The organism is Halosolutus halophilus (assembly GCF_022869805.1).
In the GTDB taxonomy this organism is placed as follows: domain Archaea; phylum Halobacteriota; class Halobacteria; order Halobacteriales; family Natrialbaceae; genus Halosolutus; species Halosolutus halophilus.
The window spans coordinates 842,774-856,179 of record NZ_CP094974.1; the positions used below are offsets into that span (position 1 = coordinate 842,774).

At 55.1% G+C, this 13,406-nt stretch carries 13 protein-coding genes; 7 read left to right on the forward strand and 6 right to left on the reverse strand.

Features of this window, described 5'->3' with window-relative positions:
- Positions 1 to 202: 202 nt before the first annotated feature.
- Positions 203 to 793, forward strand: coding sequence for an NAD(P)/FAD-dependent oxidoreductase (locus MUG98_RS04080; protein WP_265110884.1), 591 nt, complete (start codon positions 203 to 205; stop codon positions 791 to 793).
- A 329-nt stretch (positions 794 to 1,122) separates the two neighbouring features.
- Positions 1,123 to 1,620 carry a hypothetical protein gene (locus MUG98_RS04085; protein WP_265110885.1) on the forward strand — a complete coding sequence of 166 codons (498 nt, stop codon included), beginning with the start codon at positions 1,123 to 1,125 and terminating at the stop codon, positions 1,618 to 1,620.
- 198 nt (positions 1,621 to 1,818) lie between these two features.
- Here the strand turns inward: MUG98_RS04085 and MUG98_RS04090 are convergent, their stop codons facing one another.
- On the reverse strand, positions 1,819 to 2,091 hold the full coding sequence (locus MUG98_RS04090) for a hypothetical protein (protein ID WP_265110886.1): 273 nt from the start codon (positions 2,089 to 2,091) through the stop codon (positions 1,819 to 1,821).
- 239 nt (positions 2,092 to 2,330) lie between these two features.
- Between MUG98_RS04090 and MUG98_RS04095 the strand changes: the two genes are divergently transcribed.
- Both MUG98_RS04095 and MUG98_RS04100 read left to right on the forward strand, forming a co-directional pair.
- A complete protein-coding gene (locus MUG98_RS04095) occupies positions 2,331 to 3,401 on the forward strand; it encodes an aminotransferase class I/II-fold pyridoxal phosphate-dependent enzyme (protein WP_265110887.1) in 1,071 nt (356 codons plus the stop codon).
- 253 nt (positions 3,402 to 3,654) lie between these two features.
- Positions 3,655 to 4,197, forward strand: a complete 543-nt coding sequence (locus tag MUG98_RS04100; RefSeq protein WP_265110888.1) for a hypothetical protein — start codon at positions 3,655 to 3,657, stop codon at positions 4,195 to 4,197.
- Positions 4,198 to 4,283: 86 nt separating this feature from the next.
- Here the strand turns inward: MUG98_RS04100 and MUG98_RS04105 are convergent, their stop codons facing one another.
- From MUG98_RS04105 to MUG98_RS04115, 3 genes are all read right to left on the reverse strand, one after another.
- Positions 4,284 to 5,114: an IS5 family transposase gene (locus MUG98_RS04105; protein WP_265112545.1), complete on the reverse strand. Its 831-nt coding sequence runs from the start codon at positions 5,112 to 5,114 to the stop codon at positions 4,284 to 4,286.
- A gap of 238 nt (positions 5,115 to 5,352) precedes the next feature.
- Positions 5,353 to 6,636, reverse strand: coding sequence for an MFS transporter (locus MUG98_RS04110; RefSeq protein WP_265110889.1), 1,284 nt, complete (start codon positions 6,634 to 6,636; stop codon positions 5,353 to 5,355).
- Between the two features lie 314 nt (positions 6,637 to 6,950).
- Entirely contained in the window at positions 6,951 to 7,451 is a 501-nt protein-coding gene (locus MUG98_RS04115; protein ID WP_265110890.1) for a hypothetical protein, read from the reverse strand.
- A gap of 374 nt (positions 7,452 to 7,825) precedes the next feature.
- Between MUG98_RS04115 and MUG98_RS04120 the strand changes: the two genes are divergently transcribed.
- On the forward strand, positions 7,826 to 9,001 hold the full coding sequence (locus MUG98_RS04120) for a PQQ-like beta-propeller repeat protein (protein ID WP_265110891.1): 1,176 nt from the start codon (positions 7,826 to 7,828) through the stop codon (positions 8,999 to 9,001).
- A gap of 1,054 nt (positions 9,002 to 10,055) precedes the next feature.
- Here the strand turns inward: MUG98_RS04120 and MUG98_RS04125 are convergent.
- Positions 10,056 to 10,457 (reverse strand): hypothetical protein, encoded by a 402-nt coding sequence (locus tag MUG98_RS04125; protein ID WP_265110892.1) that lies wholly within the window; start codon positions 10,455 to 10,457, stop codon positions 10,056 to 10,058.
- A gap of 438 nt (positions 10,458 to 10,895) precedes the next feature.
- On the opposite strand from MUG98_RS04125, the gene MUG98_RS04130 reads away from it, so the two are divergent.
- A complete protein-coding gene (locus tag MUG98_RS04130) occupies positions 10,896 to 11,348 on the forward strand; it encodes a hypothetical protein (RefSeq protein ID WP_265110893.1) in 453 nt (150 codons plus the stop codon).
- A 339-nt stretch (positions 11,349 to 11,687) separates the two neighbouring features.
- Here MUG98_RS04130 and MUG98_RS04135 read toward each other — a convergent pair whose 3' ends face one another.
- Positions 11,688 to 12,194, reverse strand: coding sequence for a hypothetical protein (locus MUG98_RS04135; protein ID WP_265110894.1), 507 nt, complete (start codon positions 12,192 to 12,194; stop codon positions 11,688 to 11,690).
- A 261-nt stretch (positions 12,195 to 12,455) separates the two neighbouring features.
- Between MUG98_RS04135 and MUG98_RS04140 the strand changes: the two genes are divergently transcribed.
- Positions 12,456 to 13,244, forward strand: coding sequence for a GNAT family N-acetyltransferase (locus MUG98_RS04140; RefSeq protein WP_265110895.1), 789 nt, complete (start codon positions 12,456 to 12,458; stop codon positions 13,242 to 13,244).
- Positions 13,245 to 13,406 lie beyond the last annotated feature (162 nt).

The following is a 13,406-nucleotide window of genomic DNA, read 5'->3' on the forward strand; positions in this document are numbered from 1 at the left end:
CGTAGGATCAAAAATCTCTAGTCAACGGGTTCTGGGTGTCCGATCACTTACTTTGAATAGAACGCGCGAAGGGAGCAAATATAATCGGCTTTTTCAAACGGTATAGAAATAAGATCAGACCGACAGTTATGACATGAGTCTCAGGGGGTGACGTATACGTTACTCGGAAATACTTATTGCTGAGACACAAACCGATCAGTGCATGAGTGACACAGATGTCATCGTCGTCGGTGGCGGGCCGGCCGGATTGAGCGCTAGTCTCTACACGCAGAAGAACGGGCTCGAAACGATTCTCTTCGACACGGACTCGACGTGGATGCACAAGGCCCACCTGTTCAACTATCTCGGTATCGGCTCGATAGATGGGTCGGCGTTCATGGAGACCGCGAGAACGCAGGTAGACAGTTTCGGTGTCGAACGAAAGCAGGGTGAGACGGTCGAAGCCGTCACTCCCTCGGACAACGGGTTTGTTGTCGAAACACCAGCGGACGAATACGAGGCCACCTACGTCGTGCTTGCGACCGGCGCAAACCGTGACTTGGCAGAATCGCTCGGCTGCTCGTTCGATGGAGATGTCGTAGACGTTGATGTCACAATGGAGACGACCGTTACCGACGCGTACGCGACAGGAGCGATGGTTCGAGCCGAAGAGTGGCAAGCAATTATTTCCGCCGGTGACGGTGCAGCTGCCGCGTTGAACATCCTTTCGAAGGAGAAGGGGGAGCACTATCACGACTTCGACGTTCCGGAGGACGCCGCCGGCGTATTTGGCGCGATGGCAGCCGAAGAGTAGCGGAAAAGCGAGTGAACAGCAGCGCATTCGTCCCTCTTCCGAGTGAGTAGTCCTACACACCAGACGACACGATCATGCTGAATTCGTGCTCTCTGGTTAGCACGCCGTTCTTGATAAACAATGGATAGATTGCGATTCACAGCATTACATCGTTCACCTGTACTGACCGATCACCACCGTCGCAAATTGAGTCGAATCTCGTGCTACATTCGCAGCCTGTAGTGAGCAGTGGTTTTGCGAGAATTACTGTGTAAAGGATAGGATTTCAACAAAGCCTCTCAGATGCAACTCCTAATACATATACCGAGAGGTGGACATCATTTGGCTAAATGCGACTTCCCTCCCACCGTGTCGCCGTCACTTGTATTATAACAGGTCTGGTGCTCGTTGCCGGGTGCTCAACACCATTCTCTGACGACGAGACACAGATACTAATCGAGAACGAGCACGAGTCCGCCTATCAGGTGACTGCCTTCCAGAGTGCGCAGGGGAGCCAAGACGGACTCAAGTTCGACGTCACCACCGAGGACGGAGAACGACGGATCGTAGGCTTTGACGAGCTACAAGACGGGGCGAACTACACCAATGTCACCCTCAGCGGCGCGGAGCGTTCGGTACGAGTGCCGACGATAGCGGATGACAACAGTACACAGTTCGTGGACGACTGGAACGAGAGTCAGACGACCATCTACGTCGTCGAAACGTACGAGAATGAGCTAGTGGACATTCACGTCGTAGAGTGCACTCGTGATATGGCTCTCACGTTCACAACTGCCTCGGACGGATCATTTACCACCTCCTCACGCTGCGCAAAGAGCGTTCATTGACCCCGGTTCAACGCATTACTAGCGACGTTTGTGCGCGGCTTGTTTGATAGATAGCAAAGACAGGAACGACGCGAAGAGCCAGCGATTGCTACCTACTTATCCTGCACTGAGCGATCACCTCCCATCTGATCGGCGGCCAGTTCTTGCTAGATTCGCGCCTTGTATCTCGCAGAGTCGCAACGAACTCCCGAGCTATTGTCAGAAACGCTCTGCTAAATCCAGAGGATAGGTTCGGCGAACGATCATGAATTCATCTACGTCGTAGTCACGTCCGCTGTTTAGATTCGTGAGAGAAGGGGCATCAGTACCCGTGAGGAAGAACCGATAGTGACCTCCCCTAGTACCCTCAACTTCGAACGAGTTTTCAGAGATATTAGTAACGGTTTGAGCGTGTTTTCGTCCATTCCAGATCACTTCGCTTCCCTTCTTAACATTCTCCATCTCCTCCAAGATTTCGGTCATCGATTGCATACTATTGGATTGGAATCATCTCTTGAAAACCGTTTCCGCCGTTACTGGTTCCCAAGAGGTTGTGACCGATTCATGCTGTGTATCTTGTACGAGCGCTATCGACCTCCCCATGTTCTATCATGACCAGCGTGACCGATACAGAGGACATTCAGCCATCGAAACAGTCGAAGCCATCGAGAACTATCGGGGAGCGCAGCAGAATACAGAGATTCAAGCCCCGGCCCACAGTTGCACTTTGTATGGAACTTCCTCCCTTCGAACTTGAACGGTGGCTCGATGAATACGAGCCAGACGCTGATTTGATGCTCGCTGAAAGCGGGGTTCGGAGTCTTCCAGCAAGCCGTTTCGATCTCGATGTGGGTGAACTCGGGTACGTCATTCCCACTGACGGTGCTCCGGAATTTAGAGCCGCTATCGCCGAGCGTTACGACCGCGACACTGAGGAAGTCGTTCTCACCTGCGGAACACAGGAAGCCGACTTCCTCACATTCATGGCCCTCCTTAGCGAGGGAGACCACAGCGTAGTCGTCTCACCGACCTATCAGTCGCTTTCGAGTGTTCCCAACGCCGTCGGTGACGTGAGCGAAGTTCGAACCGAGCCACCGGAGTGGAACCTCTCGGTTGATGCCGTCGCCGAAGAGATACGGCCCGAGACGCGACTGGTTGTCCTCACGAATCCGAGTAACCCGACGGGGAAGTACCTCGGGCCGGAGACGATGCAGGCACTGTACGACCTCGTCGAGGAGAACAACGCGCACCTCCTCGTTGACGAAGTGTATCGAATGCTGGCCGACGAGCCTCACGCGCCCGCCGCCGCGCTCGGCCCGCGCGCGATCTCGACCGCCGGTGTCTCGAAGTCGTACGGTCTTGCAGGGGCGCGTCTCGGGTGGGTCGTCGCAGTCACGGAGATCGCGGACGCAGTGCGGAAGTGGAAAGATTACACGACAATCTCACCCCCGATCGTTGGCCACCACGTCGCTCAGCAGGCGCTCGGTGAGCGAGAGGCCGAGATTCTTGAGGCGAACCGTGCCCACGCGAAAGCGAACCGGGAACGCGTCGCCGAGTTCGTCGAACGCTACGATCTCGACTGGTTCGAGCCGACGGGCGTAAACGGCTTCCCGACGATCCCGGACGGGTTCGAGAGCGGGAAGGAGTTCTGCCGGTCGCTGTTCGAGGCCGAGAGTGTCGTCCTCGCTCCCGGTGACGTCTTCGGGTATCCCGACCGGTTCCGAATTGGGTTCGGTCTTCACACCGAGGAACTCGAGGAGGGCCTCGACCGAATCGGTCGTTACATCGAAAACCACCGCTGACCGGCACTAATAGATCCACGAAATCAGAACTCTCGGCGATTCGGAATAGGCGCTGTATATTCAACAGCATTCGAACAAATCACCGAACTGCTGTCAGGACCGGCGTGTTGAATATAGAGAACGAGTTCAGCCGACGATCTCGTTTGGTTCACGTCTAAATACGTGAACCAACTGTTCAGTAGACCTGCGAACGTACCGATTTCTATTTCGGTATGGCGAAAATCATATGAGATTTCTTACCAGATTTTAACTAATGCATTTCAGACGAAAATTCCTCGCCTCATCGGGTGCTGGTCTTATAGGGGTCGGGGTTGCAGGCTGCCTTTCGGGAACGAATACCCTCTCTGCCGAGTGGCTCCAATTGAAAGCCATTAGTGTTGAATGGACTCACAGCGGACGCGCGTATCAAGACCAGATTCTTCAGTTGATGTCCGATGGAGAAGACGAGCTAAGGGGTAGAGTGGCATCAGAATATAATGGTGTCATTTCTTCTCCTTCCGAAGTTACTGCTTCGGAGGACTTTCATGATGACCTCCAGTTCGATTTCGAGGCGATAAAATACGTCGTTGGGTTTTGCGGGAGCGACTTCGATTCGGACGATGAGTTTGGGTGTCTGAATACAGGAACCCCCCGAGAAGATTTTAATGCTGTTCAATTCGGTGACCAAGCTGATGTCGAAGTAAGGGATAACCAATTCCACATTCACGACGTTCAGAGCGGGGGTATCTCGGAATGGAATACTGACATCAATGAATTTGAATGGTCTGAGAAGCATGACTATCCAATTGATAAGTAGATCACCTGTATTTAGCGATCAGCGCCTTCGCAAATCGAGCCACATTCGCGCCCTGGGTCTTGTTTAGACGGTCGAAATCATCAGAGTTAGGCCCTGAGCGATTGTTCGATGTTTCTGACGGCGGCCTTAAGGACGAGTTCTCGGAACTGTCCAAACCACGTTCTTGCCTTAAGTGTTGAACCGAATCGCTTGCGCAACGCGAAAAACATCGATTCTGCGATAGACCGTTGATGGTAGGTTTCATCATTAATCCGAGCATTGTGTGTGGCATCGAGCGAGTAGAACTCACGATGCTTGATCACCGGTCTAATCCCCTCGTTTCGCAGCATCTGGCGGAGTTCATCCCAATCAAACCCTTTGTCAGCGACGACGGTTTCCACGTTGCTGAGGTTTCTTTTCAGGACTTGCCACGCAATCTGCGTGTCATGTGGTAGGTTCATCGAGCAGTGTATATCGAGAATAGCTCGCGTGGAACAGTCTACGAGAATAGTGGTTTTGACCGACTCAAACGTCCCTTTGACGCGTTTTGCGTAGTTATGGCTGGACGAGCGATGAGCGATGCAGGTTGAGTCGATTGCTTGTACCTCTCCGGTATCGAATAGTTCCGCCGACAGCTGCAACAGCATCCGCCAGACGGGCATCTTGAGATCCTGTTTTCGAACACAAACGGTGGTGAAGTCCGGCAACTCATCCGGTGAAAGGCCGAGTTTGGCGACAATAGCTGGCATTTCTCGAAGAACGTCTAGCAACCGTCGGTAGGAGTGATCGAGGTATTCCCGAAGACCATGGATCGCTACGATCACCCAATCAGCGTAGCCACCCTTTCCTTTGCTGAGAGGTTCTTTCGAACCGCTTCCGACAGCTTTTTGAGACAATTCGACGCATCGTTCGGTGAAGCGGGCCAGTTTGGAGTGCACATCCACCTGTGCTCGCTTCATTTCCTAGAATTCCCGACATAGAGGCAATATTACTAGCGTCTAAACACGGCCCGCGCCCTGTATTCAGCAGATCCTGACCGAAATCCCGAGTCGCTGTCACGAGCGGCGTGCTGAATACAGAGCATGAGTTCAGCACGACGATCTCGTTTGGTTCACGTCTAAATACGTGAACCAACTGTTCAGTAGACCTGCGGAGTAACCGCGAACGGTGCGCCACCTACGTTCCAGTTTCCGGATTCGAACTGATCGATGACTGTTCGATCGGTGACTCCCAGAGTAAGATCACAACCGAACCGACGACCAATATTACACCTGCTGCCGAAAGTGCGATTAACGGTGAGACGATATCCGAGATCACGCCGCTTCCGAGCTGAAACGGGATGACGGTTACCGCACTCACCATCGCCATCGCGCTCAAGACAGTTGCACGACCGAGCGTCTCGATGCGGTCGTTCACGTACTGTCCCGCAAGCACTCGCGTCGGCTCAACACACGCCCATCCGACGAACAACGCGACGAGCGCTATCGGAGGTACGAACACCATTCCTGTCAGAAGCCCACCGACGAGGAGCGGGACTGCAATAAACCACCGACGCAATCCGACCCGCTCCTCGATAAGACTGATACGGTAGCTGATTGCCGCCGAGACGAGATTGATCGCTGCATAATACACCCCCAGAAGCGTTTCGACGTTCTCGGTCGAGAGAGCGAGTGTGTAGGGGTCTCCTTGACCGGGAACCGGGAGTAAGAAAGTTAGACGCATATTCAGGTCGGTCACGACGGACTCGAATATCGGCTGGAGGAAAATAAACACGAGATAGGTAACGGCCGAGAACAGCACGAAGTAGTAGACGATGAACGATCGAATGCGACGCTGACCGACAGCCTGTTTGACGACACCCCACGCCTCTCGGATGCCCATCTCGCTCGAGTCGCTTTCCTCGTAAGTCGCCGGTTCGTCCAGCGTCACGATCACGAGCAGGCCTAACCCAGTGAACAGCGCAGCTGCGAGAAACGGGTATGCGAGGTCGAGATCACCGAGGTAGCCACCGACGAGTGACGCACCGACACCGGCCGTCAAGGCAATCGATTGCCCACGTCCACGAACGCGGGTGAACTCGTCACTTGCAGACACGTCCGTGAGCGTTTCATAGACCCACGCATCCTCCGTTCCCGAGCGGAAGTTATAGCCAAGCGACCAACAGATAAAGAGGAGGGCGAACGCGAGAAACGAAGACGCGAACGCGATGCCAACTAACGTCGCCGTAATGAGTGCCGACCCGATGAGAAGGCTGTTTCGGCGCCCAATCCGGTCACCGACGTACCCGGTCGGCATCTCGCCGAGGACTGTCGTAAGGTTGTAAAGCGCCTCGATGATGACGATTTGCGTGAAAGATAATCCCTGCGAGAGAAAATAGAGGTACATGATCGGCCGATAGAACTCGACCGCTTCCGTCGCTTTGTAGAGATAATATTTGAAAACGGCTCTGGTGATCGCCATATCCGAATGGTCACACCACCCATCGGTAATGACTTCGGTAACCACCTGCGTTCTCCGGTTCTCTCTTCGGACTGAAACGTGTGCAGAAACTGCGATGAGTTCCGGATACACGATACTGACAGATCACTCACCTTCATAGATCGACCTTCAACCCGTGCCACATTCGCGCCTTGTATTCCACAGAAGTCGACCGGACTACCGAGATGCTGTCACAAATGGCCTGCTGAATAGAGAGAACGAGTTCAGCACGACGGTTCCGTTTGTGTCTCGCCGAGCCAATAAACCAGCCAGTCAGTAAATCTGCGAACTAACCGCTACGTTTTTCTCGAGTAGTCGATCGGACATACTCTTCTAGTGTCCTCCTCTATAACCCAGAACTCGTACGCGAGGCTATCACAGTTGTCCAGAAGGCGAATCCAGACGGACTCCTCGTAGCGGACCTGTGCCGTCGCACACTCGACGGTATCGCGCCCCCCGGCGTCGACCTCGTCGAGCGATTTGCCCTCCCAGTCGCCGCCGTCGACGCGAGCGAACAGTTCGTAGTCACCGGGCGTCGTTCCCCAGTCGCAGTCCGCGACCTCGCCGTGCACGCGGGCGTCTTCTTTCCCGGGGATCTCGTGGGAGGACCGGTGGACCGTCTCTCCATCCCGGTCGACGCGAAGGTCGAACCGGTGGGGAGCAGAATCCCAGTTGCTTACCGAGAGTCGAGCGAGTTGCATCGGGTGAGTACGTAACTCGGAGACGAGGTCTAGGCACCCGGCGGTCGAAGCCGTCATAGCTCCCGCGAGCGTCCCGAGGAGGGCGCGGCGTCGCATACGACCCGTGGCTCACGTGTAGTAATAGATTTTCTGAATATGGTGTCAGGAGAGACGCCTGTACTTGGCGATCATCACTTTCGCAGATCGGGGGGTCTCGTGGTGTATACGCGTCTTCTATTCAGCAGATCTGACCGAACTACTGACCTGCTGTCAGTAACGGAACGCGAGAGACAGAAAACGAACTCACCAAACCGAGTTCAATTCTCAGGGTTCTGTGTCACGCAGTTCGTAAGAGCCGAATCAGTCATGCTGACCAGAATGTACCCATACCGCCCAACATTTTTCACCGCACAGAGAAGTGACTGACACAGATGCCATCGCGAGATAGTAGACGCGGCTTCCTGTGCGCTTGTTTTGGAGGTATTGTGGCGATGGCCGGGTGCATGTCGTCCAGAACGGACGTTGACCACGGAACACCTCCCTTCGAGAGCGACCCGTGGCCCATGGTACATTTCGATGCACAAAACACCGGTTATACACCCGAGGTGACCGGGCCACAGTCAGCGGTTTCGGAACAGTGGAGTCAGATTACTGCTTACGGAGCGAACGTCGATGTCTCGTGTCCGATACTTGCCAACAATCGAGTCTACACAGGCATGAGTACCGATCGGGCCGTGCTAAGCGCTTTTTCAGCCGCTGATGGAACCGAAGCGTGGCAATTCCAGTCCGGCGTGAGCAGTTCTACCCCGGCTGCCAGCGACGGACGTCTCTACTTCGGCGACGACGGGGTTATTTACGCAATCGACAGCGAAGACGGGACTACAGAGTGGTCCGTCGACACGGATGGCTCGCTGATGACCTCGGTCACGGTCAGAGACGGGACAGTATACACTTGGGGCGGCCCCAGAAGCCGGCGATTGTATGCAATTGACGCAGAGACAGGGGCGATCGAGTGGACACATACAACGGCCGATCTTGACGGTCCCACCAACGATGTCCCGCCCGCTGTCCATGCGGATGGAGTTGTGGTCGCGGTGGATGTCTACAGCGAAAGTTCGAGTGCGTCGCAAATTCGCGGACTAGCGCCGGATGGCGAGGAACAGTGGCGGTACGAGAACCCCACTGGACAGTCATCGATTTCCGCCCCGGTAGTCCAGGACGGACGTGTCTTTGCGTCGGTCGGTGGGCAGGGAATTGTCGCACTCGATAGGATGACTGGGGAGGCCGAGTGGGTCTACCCTGTCGATACTTTTCGAGCAGTGAACGGAATCATGTCTGGTCCAGCCATCGCTGAGGGGGTCGTCTACGGAACCAGTGGTGGCAGAGAACTGGTTGCGATTTCGCAGACAGATGGAACCATCGAGTGGCAAATCGATCTCGGACTCCCCACGATTTCCTCGCCAGTCATCACGGGCCGTCAGTTGTATATCGGGACGACCGATCGGACTGTCGGATCGGACAGAGAGTCCGAAGTCTTCGGAATCGACACTGACGATGGTACGGTCGATTGGCGGTGGACGGCACCGAACCCTGTAACGACAACGGCTAGCATCGGGGACAGTACCCTGTTTGTTGCAACGGATAGGACGCTACACGCGCTTGCATGATAACAGAATCAGCGTATATTTTTATCGAACGAGTTTGAATTGTGTGTGGACAGTTATCCGTTCTAGTTTAGCAGAATTGAGCCGAATTTCGCGCCATATTCGCGCCCTCTATGCAGCAGCGGTCGAGCGTTATACCTGGACACTGTCAGAAACGGCGTGCTGATTGCCGAGTAGACAGCCATCACGCCGCGTCTGTTGATTTCCAGCCAATAGTGATGAGCCAGCCGCTATGTGTAGATGCGAACTGAGCGTTGTACTGTTACTCGTCGTATCCCGGAATCGAGATGGGTTCTCCGGCCTCGTTCAGATTGGCCCAGACATCACCGGTGTGCTCGACGACAACTTCGAATTGATACGTACCTCTCCCATCCTGAGCTCGGGAGTTGAACGATACTACTTCGTGATTGGCGTGACGCTTTGAGGCCGCGGTCAGGCTGTAGACACCATCTCCTGTATCCAAGCCTTGAACTACCATCTTGGGTTCGCCACTAGCGGGCGCATCAACCGTCGTCCAGACTGGACGTTCGGTATTCCCTTCGTGGGAGCCATAAACCAGTGTCAGCCGTACCGGTTCTGTATTCCCGGTATCGCTTCGAACGACGATTCGTTCAAGGGGAGGTTCCGAGGTGGACGCTGCGTCGGTACCGCCGTCAAAAGAAAGGGCAGAACAGCCAGCCAACGCGGTCAGCGTCGTCACTCCGCACGCAAGGAGGCTTCTCCGCGATGTGGACGGGGACAATTCGACCATATCACCGATGTACTACGTCTCGTAGATGAAAATTTCGGTACTGCTATCTACACACTCTACACGAAGCGATTACTCTCCCACGTGATCGGCCACCAACTCGTGCCACATTCGCGCTTTGTATCTTGCACCGACTCGACTAACTACCACAATGCTGTCAGAAAGTGCGTGCTGACTACAGAGCATGAGTTCAGCACGTTGGCTTCATTGGTTTCCCGTTGAAGCCGATGAACCAACCGTTCAGTAGACCTGCGAGTTGAACGATATTGAGGCAGACCGCAAAGAAACGGATTGGGTTGGAAAGCAAAACTATGTAGATGCCTTCCAGCGGTTACGGGTCTTGGCGGCGAGAATACCACCTGCAGCAGCAAAAACGCCGAGAACGGGGACGAGAGCGAGGACCATCACCGCTGAATAGATACCTGTTATGAACACAAAATCGCCATACCCAAGGCGAATCGGTAAGCCTTCGAAAAGAAAGAACACGAGTGAAACGGTAAAGAAACCGATTCCAGTGAGAACGCCGCCCCACCCAGCTTTAATCAGTTCATCGTCATACCGTTCACAGGACCACCCGATTGCGATACCTACGAGGAGGCTTATTGAAACAAGCGTTGATGCGCCTCCTAGTGGGCCGAATGCGAGCGCCCCTCCTGTTCCAAACCCAGCAGCAAGGACGATCCGTTTCCAATGAACCTCAGTAGTTGCCATAATAATCCTTATATTCGATACAATTAAAATACTGCGGAAAGTCAAAGCAGTAACATCCTGTTTCTTATGTATTTCACCCGTGCTGAACGATCATTGACTTCGTAAATTGAGCCAAGGTGCCACATTCGCGCGTTCTATGCAGCAGCGACTGCCCATTCTGCGTGAATACCGTCAGAAACGCGCTGACTACGGAGCATACATCCATCACGTCGCGTCTATTACTTTCCAGCCGATGGGGGCTAAACCAGCCACTATGTGGAGATGCGGACATACCGCTGAGGTTCCTCCCAGTTTCAGATGATGTCCAGCGAGTCGTGCTGAATACAGGGCGCGTCTCACCCGAGAAACGCTACGCGAATCATGTGGTTCCAGTGAACTGAAAGCGGAATATCTTTCTTATCGAAGACGGAGACGTTTCGTATGCCCTCCAGAAGAAAATTGCTAGCCGCCGTCGGCAGCGTGGCCGTCGCCGGGATGGCTGGCTGTAGCGGGTCAGGCTCGGGCGGTTCCGATACGGTCGATTGTCAGACGGCCGCCTCCGATCACGGTGATGGGGACGTTCTCGACAATGCCGCAAGCGGGACAGTCGAAGACGGCGACGTGAGACTCGCAATCCCGCTGTCAGTCGACGATGTCCGAGAAAATGATGTCGACAGACTCGACGTGTACGACGCGACAGACGCGCTGGCGTACACGATCCCGGTGTCGACGGACGACGCCGGGCTAATGGCGAACAAGGTAGGCGTGAACGAGGGCCAACTCCTGTATGAGCAATCTCTTGGTCGCCGACCATTCCACGGTCAATACCGGATCGTCGCGGTGAACACAGCCGGCGAAATCGTCGATTCCGTCATCGTCGAGTTCAATTGTTTCTCCGACGTTAGCGACTGACCGGCCGTTCCGTACACCGGTAAGTCGTTCCACCCCTTAGATAACGAATTCGCCCGTCTGTACCGGCCTGCTGAACACATCCTCTCTGTCCAGCACGCTATTTGTGACAGTGTTCAGGTAGATCGCGGAGCTGTTGCTGAATACAGGGCGCGACTGTCGCACGAGATTCGACCCGATTTACGACGGTGGTGATCGCTCAATACAGGAGATCTATGTACTGTTTAGTAGATCTTCCACGAAGCCCGAATCGTCATGTTTCCTGCAATATTGAGTTACTCACAGCGGTCGTACAATTGATGTTCCACACGTGATGGCGGCGTCCCAAGATGTCGAGCGGTGTTATATGGTCGCATAGATGACAACTATCACGACCGGAACGGCAAGCAAAGTGATTGCGCTAACGATCGGTCGATCGCGTCGAGACGCCGCTGCGGCGTAGAATCCGGCGAAGACGGCGATCGTTCCGAGAAACCGTAACAGTTCCGCCAGGCGGAGCTCGGCGACACCGGACAGCAGGGCGGCTGAGACCGAGACCTCTCCCGCCAATGCAGGCCCGACGATGAACCAGGCAATACCCGCAATCCGCTGAGCGAAGACCCCCCAGACTGCGACGGTGCCGATTTCCCAGGCCGCCGCTGTCGGACGGTTGCGGACGTACGCGAGGGTTGCAACCACGACGGGCACCAGAGCGATGACTCGTTCCAGTTCGAGCGTCCAGGTCGTCGATTGTACCAATAAGAACACCTGCAAAACTAGCCCGAGCACGACGATGCCTCCAAGCAAGCCAGCAAACGTGAGCCTGTCCAGGTCGGCGACCGACGAGCGAGAGAATGGCGAAGTGGGCATACCACACTATCTTGGGTTGCCGATAAGTGCTTTCTGTAGTACAAATGTGTGAAGGAGACGGCTGTTGACGCCGTCGCTCAGGTATCCAGGTCGTCCGTCGGGTGATCAGTGCGCACGTGCACCTACCACGTTACTTCTATCAGATGCCAGTGGTGTTGGCAGAGGCGTGCGGAATACGAGGCGCGTATCTCGAACAACGTCTCTCAATTTTCGAGATCACCTTCGATAACTGTTAACACGATACGCGGGGAAACTGTACTCGTGACGCGTGACCTCGTTACTACCGCGAACGAAAACCTGCGGCGTGCCTTTGGCATACTGGCAGACGAAGCCCAATCCGGCGAGTCTCGACGGTTCGGGCCACTCACGGTGGCCTCCGCCGGGGTTCCAGCACCATTTTTCAATCGAGTATTTGCCTTCGACGCCCCGCCCCTTGGTGAGCTTTCGGCGGCTGTCGCGTGGATGGCCGAGCGTGACGTGCCGTTCTGGGTCACCGTGACCGAACCTACGGTCGAGGTTGTCGAGAGCCACCCTGTCGATCTCGACCTCGTGAAGGCTGCCGAGCAACCTGGGATGGCGATGGCCACACTCGATGAGATACCGCCCCGGGACTCGGTCGCCGAGATCGCTGAGGTGACCGACTCGGATGAACGTGACGAGTTCAGCACGGTTACCGCATCGGCCTTCGAATGGCCGCTGGACGTCGTAGAGCAGGTCGATCAGGCCGCTCTGGCGGCAGACGATGTGCGCTTGTTCCTCGGCAGAGTGGACGGACACCCCGCCGCTAGCGGGCTCTTGATACAGAGCGGGCACGTGGCTGGCGTCTACTCGATCGGCGTGGTCGAGGAATTTCGCCGACGGGGAATCGGGGAAGCGATGAGTTGGGAGGTGCTCCAAGCCGGACGCGAGGCTGGCTGCCAGGTGGGGGTGTTGCAATCGTCCGAGATGGGCTATCCACTCTACGAGAGGATGGGATTCGAGACGGTCGTCACCTACCACCACTTCGAACCTGCCATCGAAGCGGTACGTGGTGCCCAGAGTAGCCCATAATCCATCGGCCTGGGCCAACTTGACCACCCTGCTGAATCCAGCCTCTCTATTCAGCACGCCGCTCTTATCAACGACTTGCTAGTTCTGATCTCATCTGCTGAATAGAGAGCGCGAATGTCGCATGAGATTGGGTCCAATTTGCGAAGGTAGTGATCGCTCAGT

Coding starts and splice junctions, on each gene's coding strand:
- MUG98_RS04135 (WP_265110894.1), bottom strand. CDS start 12,194: ATGCCCACTTCGCCATTCTCTCGCTCGTCGGTCGCCGACCTGGACAGG.
- MUG98_RS04100 (WP_265110888.1), top strand. CDS start 3,655: ATGCATTTCAGACGAAAATTCCTCGCCTCATCGGGTGCTGGTCTTATA.
- MUG98_RS04125 (WP_265110892.1), bottom strand. CDS start 10,457: ATGGCAACTACTGAGGTTCATTGGAAACGGATCGTCCTTGCTGCTGGG.
- MUG98_RS04095 (WP_265110887.1), top strand. CDS start 2,331: ATGGAACTTCCTCCCTTCGAACTTGAACGGTGGCTCGATGAATACGAG.
- MUG98_RS04115 (WP_265110890.1), bottom strand. CDS start 7,451: ATGCGACGCCGCGCCCTCCTCGGGACGCTCGCGGGAGCTATGACGGCT.
- MUG98_RS04090 (WP_265110886.1), bottom strand. CDS start 2,091: ATGCAATCGATGACCGAAATCTTGGAGGAGATGGAGAATGTTAAGAAG.
- MUG98_RS04080 (WP_265110884.1), top strand. CDS start 203: ATGAGTGACACAGATGTCATCGTCGTCGGTGGCGGGCCGGCCGGATTG.
- MUG98_RS04110 (WP_265110889.1), bottom strand. CDS start 6,636: ATGGCGATCACCAGAGCCGTTTTCAAATATTATCTCTACAAAGCGACG.
- MUG98_RS04085 (WP_265110885.1), top strand. CDS start 1,123: ATGCGACTTCCCTCCCACCGTGTCGCCGTCACTTGTATTATAACAGGT.
- MUG98_RS04120 (WP_265110891.1), top strand. CDS start 7,826: ATGGCCGGGTGCATGTCGTCCAGAACGGACGTTGACCACGGAACACCT.